12 protein-coding genes and 2 tRNA genes are annotated in these 17712 nt (G+C 70.7%); 12 read left to right on the top strand and 2 right to left on the bottom strand.

The features are described from left to right. Positions 1-567: 567 nt before the first annotated feature. The 7 genes from AC0AIB_RS14095 to AC0AIB_RS14125 all read left to right on the top strand — a co-directional run bounded on the left by AC0AIB_RS14095 (position 568) and on the right by AC0AIB_RS14125 (position 10504). Entirely contained in the window at positions 568-3441 is a 2874-nt protein-coding gene (locus tag AC0AIB_RS14095) for a carbohydrate-binding protein (protein WP_328343935.1), read from the top strand. A gap of 59 nt (positions 3442-3500) precedes the next feature. Beyond that, positions 3501-5213 (top strand): ThuA domain-containing protein, encoded by a 1713-nt coding sequence (locus AC0AIB_RS14100; RefSeq protein ID WP_465096802.1) that lies wholly within the window; start codon positions 3501-3503, stop codon positions 5211-5213. Positions 5214-5378: 165 nt separating this feature from the next. Beyond that, on the top strand, positions 5379-6605 hold the full coding sequence (locus tag AC0AIB_RS14105; protein ID WP_328343939.1) for a sensor histidine kinase: 1227 nt from the start codon (positions 5379-5381) through the stop codon (positions 6603-6605). After that, on the top strand, positions 6602-7282 hold the full coding sequence (locus AC0AIB_RS14110) for a response regulator transcription factor (protein WP_328343941.1): 681 nt from the start codon (positions 6602-6604) through the stop codon (positions 7280-7282). The genes AC0AIB_RS14105 and AC0AIB_RS14110 overlap by 4 nt, the downstream gene beginning before the upstream one ends. Before the next feature lie 123 nt (positions 7283-7405). Next, positions 7406-8347: an ABC transporter ATP-binding protein gene (locus AC0AIB_RS14115; RefSeq protein WP_328343943.1), complete on the top strand. Its 942-nt coding sequence runs from the start codon at positions 7406-7408 to the stop codon at positions 8345-8347. Continuing rightward, positions 8347-9180, top strand: a complete 834-nt coding sequence (locus AC0AIB_RS14120; protein WP_465096803.1) for an ABC transporter permease — start codon at positions 8347-8349, stop codon at positions 9178-9180. Before AC0AIB_RS14115 ends, AC0AIB_RS14120 begins: the two co-directional genes overlap by 1 nt. A gap of 313 nt (positions 9181-9493) precedes the next feature. Next, positions 9494-10504, top strand: coding sequence for a sugar phosphate isomerase/epimerase family protein (locus tag AC0AIB_RS14125; protein WP_091238403.1), 1011 nt, complete (start codon positions 9494-9496; stop codon positions 10502-10504). A gap of 54 nt (positions 10505-10558) precedes the next feature. Here the strand turns inward: AC0AIB_RS14125 and AC0AIB_RS14130 are convergent, their stop codons facing one another. After that, complete coding sequence (locus AC0AIB_RS14130) at positions 10559-10972, bottom strand: hypothetical protein (RefSeq protein ID WP_465096804.1); 414 nt, start codon at positions 10970-10972, stop codon at positions 10559-10561. A 294-nt stretch (positions 10973-11266) separates the two neighbouring features. On the opposite strand from AC0AIB_RS14130, the gene AC0AIB_RS14135 reads away from it, so the two are divergent. From AC0AIB_RS14135 to AC0AIB_RS14155, 5 genes are all read left to right on the top strand, one after another. Then, positions 11267-11339: transfer RNA gene (locus tag AC0AIB_RS14135), tRNA-Asn, on the top strand. A gap of 995 nt (positions 11340-12334) precedes the next feature. Next, on the top strand, positions 12335-14461 hold the full coding sequence (locus AC0AIB_RS14140; RefSeq protein WP_465096818.1) for an MMPL family transporter: 2127 nt from the start codon (positions 12335-12337) through the stop codon (positions 14459-14461). Then, positions 14451-15692, top strand: a complete 1242-nt coding sequence (locus AC0AIB_RS14145) for an NAD(P)/FAD-dependent oxidoreductase (protein ID WP_328343951.1) — start codon at positions 14451-14453, stop codon at positions 15690-15692. The genes AC0AIB_RS14140 and AC0AIB_RS14145 overlap by 11 nt, the downstream gene beginning before the upstream one ends. A gap of 130 nt (positions 15693-15822) precedes the next feature. Then, positions 15823-15899: transfer RNA gene (locus AC0AIB_RS14150), tRNA-Ile, on the top strand. A 241-nt stretch (positions 15900-16140) separates the two neighbouring features. Then, a complete protein-coding gene (locus AC0AIB_RS14155) occupies positions 16141-16620 on the top strand; it encodes a DUF488 domain-containing protein (RefSeq protein ID WP_328343953.1) in 480 nt (159 codons plus the stop codon). Here the strand turns inward: AC0AIB_RS14155 and AC0AIB_RS14160 are convergent. After that, the gene (locus AC0AIB_RS14160) at positions 16586-17425 is read right to left on the bottom strand and encodes a hypothetical protein (RefSeq protein WP_328343955.1); all 840 of its coding nucleotides are present in this window, start codon (positions 17423-17425) and stop codon (positions 16586-16588) included. The genes AC0AIB_RS14155 and AC0AIB_RS14160 overlap by 35 nt on opposite strands. Positions 17426-17712: the final 287 nt, after the last annotated feature.

Here is a 17712-nt window from a genome sequence, read left to right on the forward strand (position 1 = left end):
GGTGGCAGGCTTTCATCAGATGAATGTGGATTCCCGTACGGGCGGGTCGCCCCGGCGTTGCGGGCGAGCGTCCCCGCGTTGCGGGCGAGCCTCGCTCAGGCTGGGGCACGTCCCGGCGTCAGGGGTGAACCGGGGGGGCGTTACTGCTCGGCACCGAGCGGTGACCCGCAGGTGTCCACCAGGCCAGCCGGCCCGCTGCCGCTCGGCGCGGAACCGGGGATGACAGCTGATGCGCATGCTTCATCTGATGAAAACCCACATCGGTGGGCGGAAGGTATGGACATCGATATAGGTCGCCATTAATGTTCGTGGCATCACGAGTGTGTTTCGTCATGGTGAACCGGCGGCGCGGTGACCTATCGACGAGAGTGACCCTACGGCGGCGGCTCCGCGCCCCCGACCGAGGGGAGACCCGGCCGACCGGCACTCGGCCGACTGGCATTCGACCGACTGGCACCCGGTCGACCCTGCCGTGTGTCCACCACCACCCACCACCACCCCCGGCATCCGGCGCGGCGGCGCGGGCTCCGCCCTGGCCGTGATCCGTCAGGAGAGGACAGCCCAGCAATGTCCACAAAGGACCAAAATATCCATCGTCGCCGACGGTGGCTCTCCTCCGCCGCGGTGCTGCTCCTGGCCGCGACGGCCGGCACGGTCACCGCCACCACCGGCCCGACCGCCCTCGGCGGTCCCGCCCCGGCCGCCGCGCACACCATCAACGCCAGCGACTTCCAGCAGGTCGAGTTGGCCCGCGGCGTCGGCGAGATGGGCGAGCCGATGTCGCTCGCCGTGCTGCCGGACCGCTCCGTGCTGCACACCGCCCGCAACGGCACCGTACGTCGCACCGACTCCGCCGGCGTCACCCGTGTGGTCGGCACCATCCCCGTCTACACCCACGACGAGGAGGGGTTGCAGAGCCTCGGGGTCGACCCGAACTTCGCCACCAACCGGTACATCTACCTCTACTACGCGCCGCCGCTGTCCACCCCCGGCGGCGACGCGCCCGCCACCGGCACCAACTGGTCCGCCTGGCAGGGCGTGAACCGGCTGTCCCGCTTCACCCTGAACGCCGACTTCACCCTCAACCAGGCCAGCAAGGTCGACGTGCTGGACGTCGGGACGGACCGGGGTATCTGCTGCCACGTCGGCAGCGACATGGACTTCGACGCCGCCGGGAACCTCTACCTGTCCACCGGCGACGACTCCAACCCCTTCGACTCCGCCGGCTACTCGCCCCTCGACGAACGGACCAACCGCAACCCGGCGTACGACTCCCAGCGCGGTGCCGGCAACACCAACGACCTGCGTGGCAAGCTCCTGCGGATCAAGGTGAACGCCGACGGGTCGTACTCCATCCCGAGTGGGAACCTGTTCCCCCCCGGCACCGCGAAGACCCGCCCCGAGATCTACGCGATGGGCTTCCGCAACCCGTTCCGGATCAGCGTCGACAAGCCCACCGGCATCGTCTACGTCGGCGACTACGGCCCGGACGCCGGCAGCACCAACGCCAACCGGGGGCCCTCCGGCCAGGTCGAGTTCAACCGGGTCACCGGCCCGGGCAACTACGGCTGGCCGTACTGCACCGGCACCAACACCACGTCCGAGACGTACAACGAGTGGAACTTCGCCACCAACTCCACCGGCCCCAAGTACAACTGCACCGGCGGGCCGACAAACAACTCGTTCCGCAACACCGGCCTGGGCACCCTCCCGCCGGCCAAGCCCTCCTGGATCAAGTACGGCGGCGACTCCGGCAGCCCGCCCGCCTTCGGCGGCGGCTCCGAGTCCCCGGCGGCCGGCCCGGTCTACCGGTACGACCCGAACAACCCCTCGGCGACGAAGTTCCCGCAGACCTTCGACGGGCAGTTCTTCGCCACCGAGTTCGGCCGGGGCTGGATCAAGCCGATCCACCTCAACGCCGACGGGTCGCCCGGCACCATCGACAGCTTCCCCTGGGTGGGCAAGCAGGTGATGGACTCCGCGTTCGGCCCCGACGGGGCGTACTACGTGCTGGACTACGGCACCGGCTACTACAACGGTGACGCCAACTCCGCCCTGTACCGCTTCGACTACGTCGGGGTCGGCAACCGGGCGCCGGCCGCCCGGGCGAGCGCCGACCGGACCTCCGGTCCCGCGCCGCTGACCGTGAACTTCTCCTCGGCCGGATCCGCCGACCCCGAGGGTGGGGCGCTTACCTACTCGTGGGCGTTCGGCGACGGCACCACCTCCACGGCGGCCAACCCGACCAAGACGTACACCGCGGACGGCTCGTACACCGCGACGCTCACCGTACGGGACCCGCAGGGGGCGACCGGCACGAACAGCGTGACGGTCAGCGTCGGCAACACCGCCCCGACTGTCACGATCAACAGCCCCGGCGACGGCTCGCTGTTCTCCTTCGGTGACACCGTGCCGTTCAACATCACCGTCACCGACCCCGAGGACGGCACTGTCGACTGCACCAAGGTCAAGATGACCTACGTGCTCGGCCACGACCAGCACGGTCACCAGATCACCTCGGTCAACGGCTGCTCCGGCTCGATCACCATCCCGGTCGACGGCGAGCACGACGACGCGGCGAACATCTTCGCCATCTTCGACGCCGAGTACACCGACGCCGGTGGGCTCACCACGCACACCCAGCACACCCTCCAGCCCCGGCACCGGCAGGCCGAGCACTACAAGACCTCGTCCGGCATCGCCACCTTCGACAAGACCCCCGCCGAGGGTGGGAAGACCGTCGGGAACATCGAGAACGGGGACTGGATCGGGTTCACGCCGTACCGGGTGGGCAACGTCACCTCGTTCACCGCCCGGGTCTCCTCGGCCGGCGCCGGCGGCACCATCCAGCTCCGCGCCGGCTCGGCCACCGGCACCGTCCTCGGGCAGGCCAACGTGCCGGTCACCGGCGGTTGGGACGTCTTCACCACGGTCACCGGCACGGTCTCCGGCGCACCCACCGGCACCACCACGCTCTACGTGACCTTCGCCGGTGGCACCGGGTTGCTCTACGACCTGGACGCGTTCACCCTGAACACCGGCACCGTCACGCCGGGCAACGGCACCGGGCCGATCAAGGGCCTGGCCGGCAAGTGTCTGGACGTGCGCAACGCGGCCACCGCCGACGGCACCCAGGTCCAGATCCTCACCTGCAACGGTGGGGCCGGGCAGACCTGGACGGTGACTCCGAACGGCCCGATCAAGGCGCTCGGCAAGTGCCTGGACGTCAACGGCGGCGGCACCGCCGACGGTACGAAGATCCAGCTCTGGACCTGTACCGGTGGCACCCCGCAGGTCTGGTCGGCGCAGGCCGACGGCACCCTGCGCAACCCCGCCTCCGGCAAGTGCCTCGACGTCTCCGGCAACAGCTCCGCCGACAGCACCGTGGTCCTGCTGTGGACCTGTAGCGGCGCCGCGAACCAGAAGTGGACCCTGCCCTGACCTGACGGGCGCGGGACCGGCCCGTCCGGTCCCGCGCCCCCGGCGTACTGGAGCACTACATGAGACTCTTCCGACCCATCCTCGGCGCGGCCGCAGCCGTCCTCGCCGCTATCGCCTGCACCACCCCGGCCACCCCGGCGTCGGCCGCCGACGCCGCCTACGACGTGCTGGTCTTCTCCAAGACCGCGGGGTTCCGGCACGACTCCATCGCGGTCGGCACGCAGGCCATCCGTGACCTGGGCGCGGCGAACAACTTCACCGTCACCGCCACCGAGGACGGCAACCAGTTCACCACCGCCAACCTCTCCCGGTTCGAGGCGGTGATCTTCCTCAACACCACGGGTGACGTGCTCAACGCCAGCCAGCAGACCGCCTTCGAGTCGTACATCGGCGCCGGTGGCGGGTACGTCGGTGTGCACTCCGCCGCCGACACCGAGTACGACTGGCCGTTCTACGGCAACCTGGTCGGCGCGTGGTTCGCCTCCCACCCGGCGATCCAACAGGCCACCGTACGGGTGGAGGACCGGGCGCACGCGGCCACCGCCCACCTCGGCCCGACCTGGCAGCGCACCGACGAGTGGTACAACTTCCGCACCAACGCCCGCTCCACCGCGCACGTGCTGGCCAACCTCGACGAGTCGTCGTACTCGGGCGGTGGGATGGGGGCCGACCACCCGCACGTCTGGTGCAAGACGTACAGCGGTGGCCGGTCCTTCTACACCGGCGCCGGGCACAACCAGTCGGCGTACTCCGAACCGGCCTTCCGGGCCCACCTGCTCGGCGGCATCCGGTACGCGGCCGGCCGGACGAAGGCCGACTGCCGGCCGGAGACCGGCTACACCGCCCTCTACAACGGCTCGACCAACGGCTGGTCGCAGGCCGGGCCGGGGAGCTTCACCAACTCCAACGCCACCCTCAGCTCGGTCGGCGGGCTGGGCATGCTCTGGTACAGCGCGAAGCAGTTCACCAACTACTCGCTGAAGCTGGACTGGAAGGTGGACGGGGACGACAACTCCGGGGTCCTCATCGGCTTCCCGCCGTCGAGCGACCCGAACTCGGCGATGGACAACGGCTACGAGGTGCAGATCGACGCCACCGACACCGTCGACCGGACCACCGGCTCGGTCTACTCGTTCCAGGCCGCCGACCAGGCGGCCCGGGACGCGGCGCTGAACCCGCCGGGGGAGTGGAACACCTACGAGCTGCTGGTCGAGGGGGAACGGCTCCAGGTCTTCCTCAACGGGTCGAAGATCAACGATTTCACCAACACCAACCCGGTCCGCTCGCTCGCCGGCCACATCGGCATCCAGAACCACGGCACCGGTGACGACGCCTCGTTCCGCAACATCCGGATCAAGGAGTTGGGCGGCACCACGCCGACCAACGGCACCGGCCCGATCAAGGGGCTGGGCGGCAAGTGCCTGGACGTCCGCAACGGCGCCACCGCCGACGGCACCCAGATCCAGATCTTCACCTGCAACGGCAGCGCCCGGCAGACCTGGACGGTGACCCCGAACGGCCCGATCAAGGCGCTCGGCAAGTGCCTCGACGTCTCCGGTGGCGGCACCGCCAACGGCACCAAGATCCAGCTCTGGACCTGCACCGGCGGCACCCCGCAGGTCTGGTCGGCCCAGTCCGACGGCACCCTGCGCAACCCCGCCTCCGGCAAGTGCCTGGACGTGTCCGGCAACAGCTCCGCCGACAGCACCGTGGTCCTCCTCTGGACCTGCAACTCCTCCGCCGCCAACCAGAAATGGACCCTCCCTCAGTAACCCACCCCAACCCCAACCCCACCCGGGCTCCCGCCCGTGGTTCGCATCGGTGATCAAGAGGTTTGCGTCACGACGGTCGGCCCGACATGACGCAAACCTCTTGATCACCGGGGGCAGGGTGGGGGTTGGGCGGTTGGGGGGTGGGGGCTGCCGTACGTTGGCGGGATGGAAGGCATCGTGCGGTGGCGGCGGGCCGTACGGGGACACCCGGCGGTCGCCGACGTGCTGCTGGCGGCGCTGTTGTTCGTGGTCAGCCTGCTGCCGGTGAACCCGCCGGGCGGCGCGTCCCGCGCCCCGCTCGCCGTCGGCACGGTGCTCTTCGCCCTGGCCGGCTGCGGTGCCCTGGCGTTGCGTCGCCGTCGTCCCCTGGCGGTGCTGGGCACGGTCACGGTGCTGGTGGTGGCCGCCCTGCTGCTCGGCTTCGTCCGCGGCCCCTTCATGATCATCGTGGCCATCGCCGCGTACACCGTGGCCTCCCGGACGGATCGGTGGACCGCCTGGGTGACCGGGACCGGTGCCGCACTCGCCATCGGCGCGACCGCGGTGTTCGTCCTGGGTGTCTCCTGGGTCCGGCCGGAGATCGTGGTGCTGCTGCTCTGGTTCGGCTTCGCGGTGGCCGGCGGCGACGCGGTGCGCAGCCGTCGGGCGTACGTGGCGGTGCTGGAGGAACGGGCCCGTCGTGCGGAGCAGACCCGCGAGGAGGAGGCGCTGCGCCGGGTGGCGGAGGAACGGCTGCGCATCGCCCGGGAGCTGCACGACGTGGTCGCCCACCACATCGCCCTGATCAACGTGCAGGCCGGGGTCGCCGGGCACCTGCTGTCCGGGCAGCCCGAAGCGGCCCAGGAGGCGCTCGGGCACGTCCGCGCCGCCAGCCGGACCGTCCTCGACGAGTTGGCGACCCTGCTCGGGGTGCTGCGCGGTGCCGGGGAGAACGACAGCCCCACCGAGCCGGCCCCCAGCCTGAACCGCCTCGACGCGCTGGTCGAGGGCTTCAGCACCGGTCAGCCGGTGCGTTGGACGGTCGCCGGGCAACCCCGGCCGCTGCCCACCGCCGTGGACGTCGCGGCGTACCGGATCGTGCAGGAGTCGTTGACCAACGCCTACCGGCACGCCCCCCGGGCGGCCGTCGCCGTCCGCCTGGGCTACGGACCGGCCGGGGTCACCGTCGAGGTACGCGACGACGGAACCCCCCGGCCGGAGGGTGGGCCGACGGGTGGTGAGCCGGTGACCGGGGCGACCGGACGGTCCCGCGGAGCGGGCACCGGGCTCGGGCTGATCGGGATGCGGGAACGGGCCGAGACCGTCGGTGGCACCTTCTCCGCCGGCCCTCTTCCGGACGGTGGCTGGCAGGTCCGTGCCGAACTGCCCGCCCCCGAGGAGCTGGCCGAGTGACGATCAGGGTCCTCCTGGCCGACGACCAGACGCTGCTGCGGGCCGGATTCCGGGTACTGGTCGAATCCGCTGCGGACCTGAGCGTGGTCGGCGAGGCGGCCTCCGGGCGGGAGGCCGTCGACCTGACCAGGCAGACCCGGCCCGACGTGGTGCTGATGGACATCCGGATGCCCGGACTGGACGGCATCGCCGCCACCCGGGAGATCAGCGGTGACGACGACCTGGTCGGCGTACGGGTGTTGATCCTGACCACCTTCGAAATGGACGAGTACGTCTTCGAGGCGCTCCGCGCCGGGGCGAGCGGGTTCCTCGGCAAGGGGGTGGAGCCCACCGAGTTGCTGGACGCGATCCGGACCGTGGCGGCCGGCGAGGCGCTGCTGTCGCCGCGAGCGACCCGGGGACTGATCGCCCGGTTCCTGTCCCAGCCGCAGCCGGACCCACGGGTCGACCCGGTGCGGCTGCGGGTGCTCACCGAGCGGGAGCGGGAGGTGGTGACCCTGGTCGCCGGTGGGTTGTCCAACGAGCAGATCGCCGCTCACCTGGTGGTGTCGCCGCTGACCGCGAAGACCCACGTCAACCGGGCGATGACGAAGCTGGGCGCGCGGGACCGTGCGCAACTCGTCGTGCTCGCGTACCAGAGTGGTCTGGTGCGGGTCGCGGACCCGCCGACCCGCTGATCCCCCGGCCCGTGGTGCGTCCGCTGCGGTAGCCGGGGCGGCCGGCTACCACCATGGTGGTACGCACAGGTGTCTGCCGACAGCCGACGCCACGAGCGGGGTGCCCGAGCCATCGTTGGTCACATGATCGAAGTGACCGACCTCAGCAAGCGTTACGGCGACAAGGTCGCCGTCGACTCCCTGACCTTCCAGGTCAAGCCGGGGATCGTCACCGGCTTCCTCGGCCCCAACGGTGCCGGTAAGTCCACCACCATGCGGATGATCCTCGGCCTGGACGCCCCGACCACCGGCACGGTCACCGTCAACGGCCGGCGGTACGCCGACCACCCCGCCCCCCTGCGCGAGATCGGCGCGCTGCTGGAGGCGAAGGCGGTGCACACCGGCCGGTCCGCCCGCAACCACCTGCTCGCGATGGGGGCCACCACGGGCATCGGCCGACGCCGGGTCGACGAGGTGATCGACCTGGTGGGCCTGCACGAGGTGGCCGGCAAGCGGGCCGGCGGCTTCTCGCTCGGCATGGGCCAGCGGCTCGGCATCGCCGCTGCGCTGCTCGGCGACCCGAAGGTGGTGATGCTGGACGAGCCGGTCAACGGCCTCGACCCGGAGGGCATCCGGTGGATCCGCGATCTGCTGAAGGGCCTCGCCGCCGAGGGCCGGACGGTCTTCGTCAGCTCGCATCTGATGAGTGAGATGGCCCAGACCGCCGAACATCTGATCGTCGTCGGCCGGGGACGGCTGATCGCCGACATCTCGGTCGAGGAGTTCACCCGGCAGGGCACCCGCAACGCGGTGCGGGTCCGCTCACCGCAGGCCAGCGTGCTGCGTGAGCTGCTCGTCGGCCCGGATGTGACGGTGACCGCAGGCGAGCCCGGACTGCTGGAGGTGACCGGCCTGGGCCGGGAGCAGATCGGCGACCTGGCCGCCACGGCCGGTCTCACCCTGCACGAACTCGCTGCCGTCGAGGCGTCCCTGGAAGAGGCGTTCATGACGATGACCCGGGACGCCGTCGAGTACCCCACCGAACCCGTCGTCGCCGTGCCGGTGGCGGCCGGAAGGAGCAACTGATGACCAGCGCCACGCTCACCCGGGCGTCCGTGCCCACCGACGCCCGGGTCACCTGGTGGCGGGTGGTCCACGCAGAGTGGATCAAGTTCCGTTCGCTCCGGTCGTCCCTGATCATGCTGGCCGCCACCGTGGCCGTCCTGGTGGGTCTGGGCCTGGCGTTCTCCGCTGTGCTGGCGAACAACCCGCCCACCCCGGGCGCCCCGCCTCCGCCCGGGCCGCCGGGGACGTCCCTGCTCGAGCCGCTCGGGGTCAGCCTCGGCGGGGTCAACCTGGCGCAACTGCTCATCGGCACGCTCGGCGTGCTGCTGGTGGCGGGGGAGTACGGCACCGGCATGATCCGGTCGTCACTGGCCGCCGTGCCGAAGCGCTGGCCGGTGCTCGGTGCGAAGGTGGTCGTGCTGGCCGGTGTCTCGCTGGCGGCGCTGGTGCCGGCCGTGCTGCTCACCTTCCTCGGCGGGCAGCACATCCTCGGCACGGACGGGATCTCCCTCGGCGACGACGGGGTGCTGCGTGCGGTCCTCGGCGCGGCCGGCTACCTGGCCGGGGTGGGGGTGCTCGGCGTGGCGCTCGGTGCCCTGCTGCGCAACACCGCCGGTGGGATCACCAGCGTGGTGGCCCTGCTGCTCGTGGTGCCCGGACTCACCTCGCTCCTGCCGGACAGTTGGTCGGACGCCGTCACGCCCTACCTGCCGTCGAACGCCGGGCAGGCGTTGATGTCGATCGGATCGAACCCGGACCTGCTCTCCCCGGGCGCAGGGCTGGCCGTGTTCGTGGGCTGGTTGGCGGTCCTGGCCGGCGCGGCGGCGATCCTGCTGCGGAGGCGGGACGCCTGATCCGACGGCTCGGCTGGACGCCGTCCCGACGGGTTCCCGACGGCGCCGGCCGGGCCGTCGGGCACCCGCCCGCCGAGGCCGCGTTCCGAGCGACGGCCGGACCCGGGCCTCTTCCCTGTCCGGTCCGGCGGCCCTAGAGTGGGTTCGGCGACCGTACGGTGGCCGGTGACCCGACGGGAGGCGCAACCCGTTGGGCCCAGGTGCGCGTGCACCCACCGGTGATCCGGCACGGCCGCCGACGTACCGGCCCGGCCCGGTCCCCTCGCCCCGGTCCCGCCCAGGAATCCCCACCACAACAGGGGAGAGACAGACGATGGCGCGACCGATCACGCTCTTCACCGGCCAGTGGGCCGATCTGCCGTTCGAGGAGGTCTGTCGGCTCGCCTCCGAATGGGGCTACGACGGCCTGGAGATCGCCTGCTGGGGCGACCACTTCGAGGTCGACAAGGCGCTCGCCGACGACTCGTACGTCGAGCGCAAGCGGGAGACGCTGGCCAAGTACAACCTGAAGGTCTTCACGATCTCCAACCACCTGGTGGGCCAGGCCGTCTGCGACCATCCGATCGACGAGCGGCACCAGGACATCCTGCCCGCCCGGATCTGGGGCGACGGCGAAGCCGAGGGGGTACGCCAGCGGGCCGCCGAGGAGATCAAGGACACCGCCCGTGCGGCGGCGAAGCTCGGCGTGGACACCGTGGTCGGCTTCACCGGCTCGTCCATCTGGCACACCCTGGCGATGTTCCCGCCGGTGCCGCCGGCGATGATCGAACGCGGCTACCAGGACTTCGCCGACCGGTGGAACCCGATCCTCGACGTCTTCGACGAGGTGGGGGTGCGGTTCGCCCACGAGGTGCACCCCAGTGAGATCGCGTACGACTACTGGACCACCAAGCGGACCCTGGAGGCGATCGGCCACCGGCCCGCGTTCGGGCTCAACTGGGACCCGTCGCACTTCGTGTGGCAGGAACTGGACCCGGTGAACTTCATCTTCGACTTCGCCGACCGGATCTACCACGTCGACTGCAAGGACGCGAAGGTGCGTACCGGGGACGGGCGGCGGGGTCGGCTCGCCTCCCACCTGCCCTGGGCGGACCTGCGGCGTGGTTGGGACTTCGTCTCCACCGGTCACGGCGACGTGCCGTGGGAGGACTGCTTCCGGGCGTTGAACGCCATCGGGTACACCGGGCCCATCTCCGTGGAGTGGGAGGACGCCGGGATGGACCGGCTGGTCGGTGCGCCCGAGGCGCTGGAGTTCGTCCGTCGGCTGGCCTTCGACGCGCCGACGGCGGCGTTCGACGCGGCGTTCAGCAGCGGCAAGGACTGAGGCACGCGTGGGGCCGGTCGCCACCTGGCGACCGGCCCCACGACGTACGGACGATCAGATCGTGCTGCCGTTGGTGCCGGTACCCGGCGCCTTGGGCTTCGGGGTGGTCGCCGACGAACTGGTCGCCGACGAACTGGTCGCCGACGAGCTGGTCGGGTTGATGCCCGACTTGGCCCCGACCGTGGCCGGGGTGCCCGCGAAGGTGTCGTCCGCCGGGGTCAGCTCCGGCCGGCTGCCGTTGCCCGTGTTGAGCTTCTCGCCGAGCCTGGACTGGCCGAGCTTGTCCTTGCCCTCGCTGTAAAGGCGGGTCGCCTGGGCCTGCGCGACCCCGGCCGCCTCCTGGACGGTCGGGTGGTCGAGCACCTTGCGGCCCCGCACGACCAGCTCCTCGTACTTCTCCCGGCCGGCACGGGCGCCCAGGACGAAGCCCGCAGCCAGCCCGCCAAGAAACATGATCTTTCCGCGCATGGCGGCTCCTTCCGTACCTGACGCTCCCGTCGCTCCCGCCCGGTGGTTTCCGGCCGGGACCGACCATCGTCGCGCCCCACGTCTTCCTCGGTCGACAGCTAACTACCCATCCTGCTCCGCGCTCATGCCTGGTTGTACCAGGATGACGATTTGTCCGCATTATTGGCGTCGGCTGTCCCGATTCGTGGCGGCGCGGTCGAATGCGGCAACCCCCTGGACCGAACCCCCCCGAAGTCCTGTACTCTTGTGCCGTCCCCGAGCGCCGGAGAGATCCGGTACGACGTGACGACGCAGTCCCCCGTAGCTCAATTGGCAGAGCAGCCGGCTGTTAACCGGCAGGTTTTTGGTTCGAGTCCAAACGGGGGAGCTCAGCCTCCACTTCACGCCCGTCGGCAGTGCCGGCGGGCGTTTCCGTATGTCCGGTGCCTCAGTTGCCCGGTGCCCTTACTTGATCATCTCCGCTGCCCGCGCTCCCGCCCACTGCCCGCCCTGCTGCCCGTCGCCTGCTCTGCTGCCCGCCCTGCTGCCCGTCGCCTGCTCTGCTGCCCGCCCTGCTGCCCGTCGCCTGCTCTGCTGCCCGTCGCCTGCTCTGCTGCCCTTGCCTGCCACCTGACCGCTGTCTGGTGCCCGCCGCCTGTCTCCTGCCCGCTGTCTCCTGCGCGCTGTGCTGCCCGCTTTGCTCGTCGTTGCCCGCGCTGTAGCCCGCCGGTTATGGCTCTGCTGCCCGTCGAGCTCTACCGATGTCGATGCTGCTCGTGCCCTTTGTGGAGATCTGTTGCTGCTGAACAGCTGCTACAGCGACAACAGATCTCCACAAAACTTGGGCGCCATGGCGGCGTGCGGCTCGTCGATGCCCCCGGTTGTCCGTTCGCCACTTCCGCGCGATCCGGCCTTGCTCATGGCAGCGAACCGTCTGCGTCATCAGATCGACAGGGTTCGCGACGGGCCTGACCGGTGGTGCCGAGGGCGAAGGGTGGCAGGTGGCGGTGCTGATCAGGGCGAGGGTGGGACGCCTGCCCAGGCCGGGAAGGACGCCTGCCCAGGCCGGGAAGGACGCCTGCCCAGGCCGGGAAGGACGCCCGTCCAAGCCGGGAAGGACGGCGGCGCAGGTAGGTGGCTTGGGCGGCGGTGGCGCGCCGATCGGGTGGGGCAGGACAGGGTGCGGCAGGCAGCAGAGCGGGCGGCGGCGCAGGGGGCAGTCAGACCGGCCAGGGGTGGCGGGGTGGAGATGGCGCAATGGGAGGGATGGGGTGGATGGTCGGTTTCGGCCCCGGATGACGTACCCGGGCGGCAGGATGGCAGATGTCGACTTAGACTCCCGCTGCGTCGATTGGTGCGTCGATTTGAGGGGTGACCGAGAAGATGGTCGGTGGACGGGGCCGGGGTGCGGCCACGCTGATCGCCGTGGCGGTCGTCCTGGCCTGGCTGGTCGTCGGCGGGGTCGCCGGGCCGTACGCCGGCAAGCTGGGCGACGTCGCGACGAACGACAACGCCTCCTTTCTGCCCGCCGACGCCGAGGCGACCCGGGCGCAGGACCTGGCCGCCGGCTTCGTCGCGCAGCCGACCACCCCCGCCCTGGTGGTGTACGCGCGCAGCACCGGCATCACCGCCGCCGACAAGCAGCGGGCCGTCGCCGACAGCGCCCGGTTCGCCCAGCTCAAAGGTGTGCTGGGGCCGCTGCCCCCGCCGATCGCCAGCCAGGACGGGCAGGCCCTCCAGGTGGTGGTGCCGATCGACGACTCCGAAGGGGAGCAGATCGGCCAGGTGGTGGACGAACTCCGCACGATCGCAGGGGGCGACCGGGACGGGCTCACCGTCGACGTCGCCGGCCCGGCCGGGCTGCTCGCCGACCTGATCGAGGTCTTCTCCGCGATCGACGGGCCCCTGCTGCTTGTCACCCTGGTGGTGGTGCTGGTCATCCTGCTGATCGTCTACCGCAGCCCGGTGCTCTGGATCTTCCCGCTGCTGGCGGCGGGGATGTCGTACTCGCTGGCGTCGGTCTTCGTCTACTACCTGGCGAAGAACGACGTGATCAAGCTGAACGGGCAGGCGCAGGGCATCCTCACCGTGCTCGTCTTCGGTGCCGGGACCGACTACGCGCTGCTGCTGATCGCCCGCTACCGGGAGGAGTTGCACCGGCACGAGCGCCCCTGGGATGCCATGCGCACCGCCTGGCGTGGTGCCGCCCCGGCCATCGCCGCCTCCGGTGCCACCGTCATCGTCAGCCTGCTCTGCCTGCTGCTGTCCAGCCTGAACTCCAACCGGGCGCTCGGCCCGGTGGCCGCCATCGGCATCGCCGCCACCCTGCTGGTGATGCTGACCTTCCTGCCCGCCCTGCTGGTGCTCGGCGGCCGGCGGGCGTTCTGGCCGCGTACCCCCAGGGTCGATCTTGCCGATGCGCAGGCCGAACACGGGCTGTGGGCCCGGATCGCCCGCTTCGTCGCCCGCCGGGCCCGGGTGGTCTGGTTGACCACCGCCGGGGTGCTGGCCCTGCTCGTGCTCGGCCTCACCCAGCTCGGCGCCACCACGCTGGGCCAGTCCGAGCTGTTCACCAACCGCACCGACTCGGTCGCCGGGCAGGAGGTGATCGCCCGGCACTACCCGGCCGGCACCGGCAGCCCGGCGACCATCTTCACCCGGGAGCAGACCGCCCAGCAGGTCGCCCGGGTCGCGCAGGGCGTCGCCGGGGTGGCCGCCGTCCGCCCGGTGACCCGGCGGGACCAGGCCGGCCCACCGGATCCGAACGCCCCGCCCCTGGTCGTCGACGGGCGGGCGCAGCTGGAGGCGACCCTTACCGACCCGCCGGACAGCGACGCCGCCGAGCGGACGATCCGTGACCTACGCGAGGCGGTGCACCGGGTGCCGGCCGCCGACGCCGTGGTCGGCGGGTTCACCGCGATCGACGTGGACACCTCCGACGCGTCGACCCGGGACCGCAACGTGATCATCCCGGTCGTCCTGGTGGTGATCGCGGTGATCCTGGCCCTGCTGTTGCGGGCGCTGGTCGCGCCGGTGCTGCTGATCGCGACGGTGGTGCTGTCGTTCCTGGCCACCCTCGGGCTCTGCGCGATGATCTTCACCTACCTGCTGGACTTCCCCGGCGTCGACGCGTCCTTCCCGCTCTTCGCCTTCGTCTTCCTGGTCGCCCTGGGCATCGACTACAACATCTTCCTGATGAGCCGGGTACGCGAGGAGTCGGTCCGCCGGGGCACCCGGGCCGGGGTGCTGGCCGGGCTGACCGTCACCGGCGGCGTGATCACCTCGGCCGGCATCGTGCTCGCCGCCACCTTCTCCGCACTGGCCGTACTCCCGCTGGTGGTGCTCGTGGAGCTGGGCGTGGCGGTCGCGGTCGGCGTACTGCTGGACACCATCGTGGTCCGCTCGCTGCTGGTGCCCGCGCTGTCGTACGACATCGGGCCGAAGGTCTGGTGGCCGAGCCGGTTGTCCCGGTCGGTGCGCGACGACGCGGAGGTGGAACGTGCCCGCTGAGACGGACGTGGTGATCGTCGGCGGTGGCCTGGCCGGGCTGGCGGTCGCCCGCCGGCTGCACCGGGCCGGGGTGCCCTGGCGGCTGCTGGAGGCCGGCGACCGGCTCGGCGGCCGGGTCGCCACCGACGCCGTCGACGGATACCTGCTCGACCGGGGTTTTCAGGTGCTCAACACCGCGTACCCGAGGCTCGGCACCCTGCTCGACCTGGGCACCCTCGACCTCGGGTGGTTCACCTCCGGGGTGCTGGTCCGCCGGGGCGACCGCCTCGACCGGCTGGTCCACCCGGTCCGCGAACCCGGCGGCGCACCGGCCACCGCGCTCGCCGGCATCGGCTCGCTGCTCGACCGGCTGCGCTTCGCCGCCCTCGCCACCGGCTGCGCCACCCTGCCGGCGCACCGGCTGCTCACCGCGCCGGAGACCACGAGCGAGGCGGCCCTGCGCCGGGCCGGGCTCTCCGACACCATCATCGAGGAGCTGATCCGGCCGTTCCTGTCCGGCGTGCTCATCGACCGGGAGCTGGAGACCTCCAGCCATGTGCTGGCGATGATCCTGCGCTCCTTCGCCCGGGGTCGGATCGGGCTGCCCGCCCGGGGGATGGCCGCGCTGCCGCAGGCCGTGGCCGCCCCGCTCCCCGTCGACCTGGTCACCTGCGACACCCCGGTCACCGAGGTCGCGCCCGGCCGGGTCCGCACCCCGGCCGGTGAGATCGAGTGCCGCGCCGTCGTGGTCGCGGTCGACCCGACCGCGGCGAGCACGCTGCTGCCCACCCTGCCGCGGGTACGTACGCACAGCTACACCACCTACTACCACAGCGCCCCCGAAGCGCCGCTCGACGAACCGATCCTGCTCGTCGACGGCGACCGGCGGGAACTCGTAGCCAACACGGTGGTCGTCAGCCGGGCCGCGCCGTCGTACGCCCCACCGGGCCGGCACCTGGTGGCCACCTCCGTGGTCGGCCCCGACGCCCCGCCCGAGCCGACGATCCGGGCCGAACTGGACCGGTTGTACGGACGCTCGACAGCCGACTGGACCCACCTGACCACTGTCTCGATCCCGCACGCGTTGCCCGCCGCGCCACCGCCGCAGGGGCGGCTGCGCAAGCCGGTGGCCCTCGGCGACGGGCTCTTCGTGGCCGGCGACCACCGGGACAGCCCCTCCATCCAGGGGGCCCTCGCCAGCGGGTGGCGGACGGCCGGCGCGGTGCTCGCGGAACTCCGCGCGGCGGGCTGATTCGAGTGCCTCCGGGGTGACTGCTGACTGTTATTCTCGCGTAGCCCATCGTGGCCACCGGTTCGCCGGGCGCACCGGTTCGGTGGTGGCCGGTGGTCCGCCGGGCGGGTTACGATCCGGCGCGGCATCGGGGGCGGTAGCTCAGCCGGTTAGAGCAGGGGACTCATAATCCCTCGGTCGCGGGTTCGAACCCCGCCCGCCCCACCAGCCAAAACGCAGGCCGACTGGTCCTCCCGTTCGGCTGCTCATGGTGCGACGAGCTTGTGTCCTGTCCCCATGGGGACAGTAGGCACGGGCCGGCGGGCGAAATCCAGCAACTGCCCACGGTGTGCGCCACGTCCCACGGTTACCTCGTTGCCTTGTGCCGTCGCTCGCGTTCTGAGCTGTGGGAGGCGCGTCCTTGGCCGTCCCGATGGTCTTGACTCGCAAGACATGAAAGGGTGTTCCGATGAGCGTCACGTTAGCTGTGAGTCACCAGCCCGGCATCCTGGGTGTCGGTTACGAAGGTCGCTCCATCGACGAGTTCGTCAGCGGACTGGTGAGCGCGGGCGTCACGCGACTGGTCGATGTCCGGATGACGCCGATCTCCCGGAAGCGTGGCTTCAGCAAGTCGGCGCTCGGTCACGCGCTCGCCGCGCAGGGGATCACGTACGAGCACCGTCGCGAGCTCGGCAACCCCAAGGAGAATCGCCCCGGGTTCGGTGGCACGCCTGAGGAATTGGAGTTGGCGCGTGCCGTGTACGCCACCCGGCTTAGCCAGGGTGAGTCACTGGCAGCCCTCGACGCGCTCGCTGAGACGGCCCAGCGCGAGCTGATTGCACTGCTCTGCTTCGAGGCGGATGAGAGCCGGTGCCACCGCCAGGTCGTGATGCGTGCGCTCGAAGACCGGACATCTATCGCTGTGGCCAGTACACCCCCAGCACGCTGAAGACGTGGACCCGCTTGGCCTGGTTGCCGACGTAGAAGGCGACGTCACGGTTCGGCGCGCACATCTCTCCGAGAAACTTGGTCTCCAGCGCTTCCCGTAGCGCAGCGTCCGAGTAGCCGACGAGCCGGCGTTGCAGCGCTACCAGTTCCCAGTCGATGACGTGCTGCTTGTGTCCGTTGCATCCATGTTCGTGGCAGCGGTAGTGGTATGCGGCTTTGAAGCGGGGTGCCTGTAGCGGAGATCTGCTCCGGCCGCTGAAGAGGTCCGGTTGGCTTGCGTATGCCTCAATCTTGCGTTGCTCGTCAGGAGTCCAGCCGTCGTGCGGCGTGACCTTGAGCGTGTGAACTTCCTTGGGACGTACCAGGGCCAGTGATTTGGCGTCCGCGTGATCTCGGGCTTCGCGGTTGAGTCGGCACATCGAATCCTCGACGGCCGGGTCAAGCAGCGGCTGTCGCGACCTCCAGCCGTCGAGATGGCGCTCCTTCTGAATCCGGTCCATGATCGGCTTCCAGCTTTCGCGCCGCTGATCCTGCCGTGCCGGCTTGGCATCGACGGAGATGATGTCGTACTTCTTGAACGCCTCGTCGCTGTCGAGGTGCCGGAAATTGATCGGGTAGAGGCGCACCCACGTGGGCTTGAGCACGTCCGTCCGCAGGCCGGCTACGCAGACGGTTTCCCCGTACCTCTCCGACGGGTTCGGTGCCGCCTTCACTGTGATCAGTAGCTGTAGCCGAACGACGCGATCGTCGGCGGGCTTCGGGTCGGGGTCGGCCTCACCACTACCGAAGAGCGACATCTGGGCCACGCGCGCCTCCAGCTTAGATAGCCCTAGGTAGTCGTGCGATCACACGATCATTCAGGTTCTCATGAGATTGACGGATTCGTATAGAGCGTGATGCTGCTCGTGGTCGAAGCGCCTCCGTCCGCCCCCGCCCCATCCTCCGAAAGTGGCGTTTGAACTGCTGTTTCTTGCAGCCCTGGGCAAGGTCCAATGCGCAACGGGGTGCTGGAGCCAGCGGTAGCCGGAGCGCCGGTGGGTGGGCTGATGTCGGTCGGGCACGCTGTTCGTCGCGCGTGCTCGCGGATCCGGGG

This window comes from Micromonospora sp. DSM 43699, assembly GCF_055517075.1.

Excerpts from the sequence above, each read along its gene's own strand:
- AC0AIB_RS14120 (WP_465096803.1), top strand. The coding sequence starts at position 8,347 with ATGACCAGCGCCACGCTCACCCGGGCGTCCGTGCCCACCGACGCCCGG.
- AC0AIB_RS14125 (WP_091238403.1), top strand. The coding sequence starts at position 9,494 with ATGGCGCGACCGATCACGCTCTTCACCGGCCAGTGGGCCGATCTGCCG.
- AC0AIB_RS14115 (WP_328343943.1), top strand. The coding sequence starts at position 7,406 with ATGATCGAAGTGACCGACCTCAGCAAGCGTTACGGCGACAAGGTCGCC.
- AC0AIB_RS14105 (WP_328343939.1), top strand. The coding sequence starts at position 5,379 with ATGGAAGGCATCGTGCGGTGGCGGCGGGCCGTACGGGGACACCCGGCG.
- AC0AIB_RS14155 (WP_328343953.1), top strand. The coding sequence starts at position 16,141 with ATGAGCGTCACGTTAGCTGTGAGTCACCAGCCCGGCATCCTGGGTGTC.
- AC0AIB_RS14100 (WP_465096802.1), top strand. The coding sequence starts at position 3,501 with ATGAGACTCTTCCGACCCATCCTCGGCGCGGCCGCAGCCGTCCTCGCC.
- AC0AIB_RS14130 (WP_465096804.1), bottom strand. The coding sequence starts at position 10,972 with ATGCGCGGAAAGATCATGTTTCTTGGCGGGCTGGCTGCGGGCTTCGTC.
- AC0AIB_RS14140 (WP_465096818.1), top strand. The coding sequence starts at position 12,335 with ATGGTCGGTGGACGGGGCCGGGGTGCGGCCACGCTGATCGCCGTGGCG.
- AC0AIB_RS14095 (WP_328343935.1), top strand. The coding sequence starts at position 568 with ATGTCCACAAAGGACCAAAATATCCATCGTCGCCGACGGTGGCTCTCC.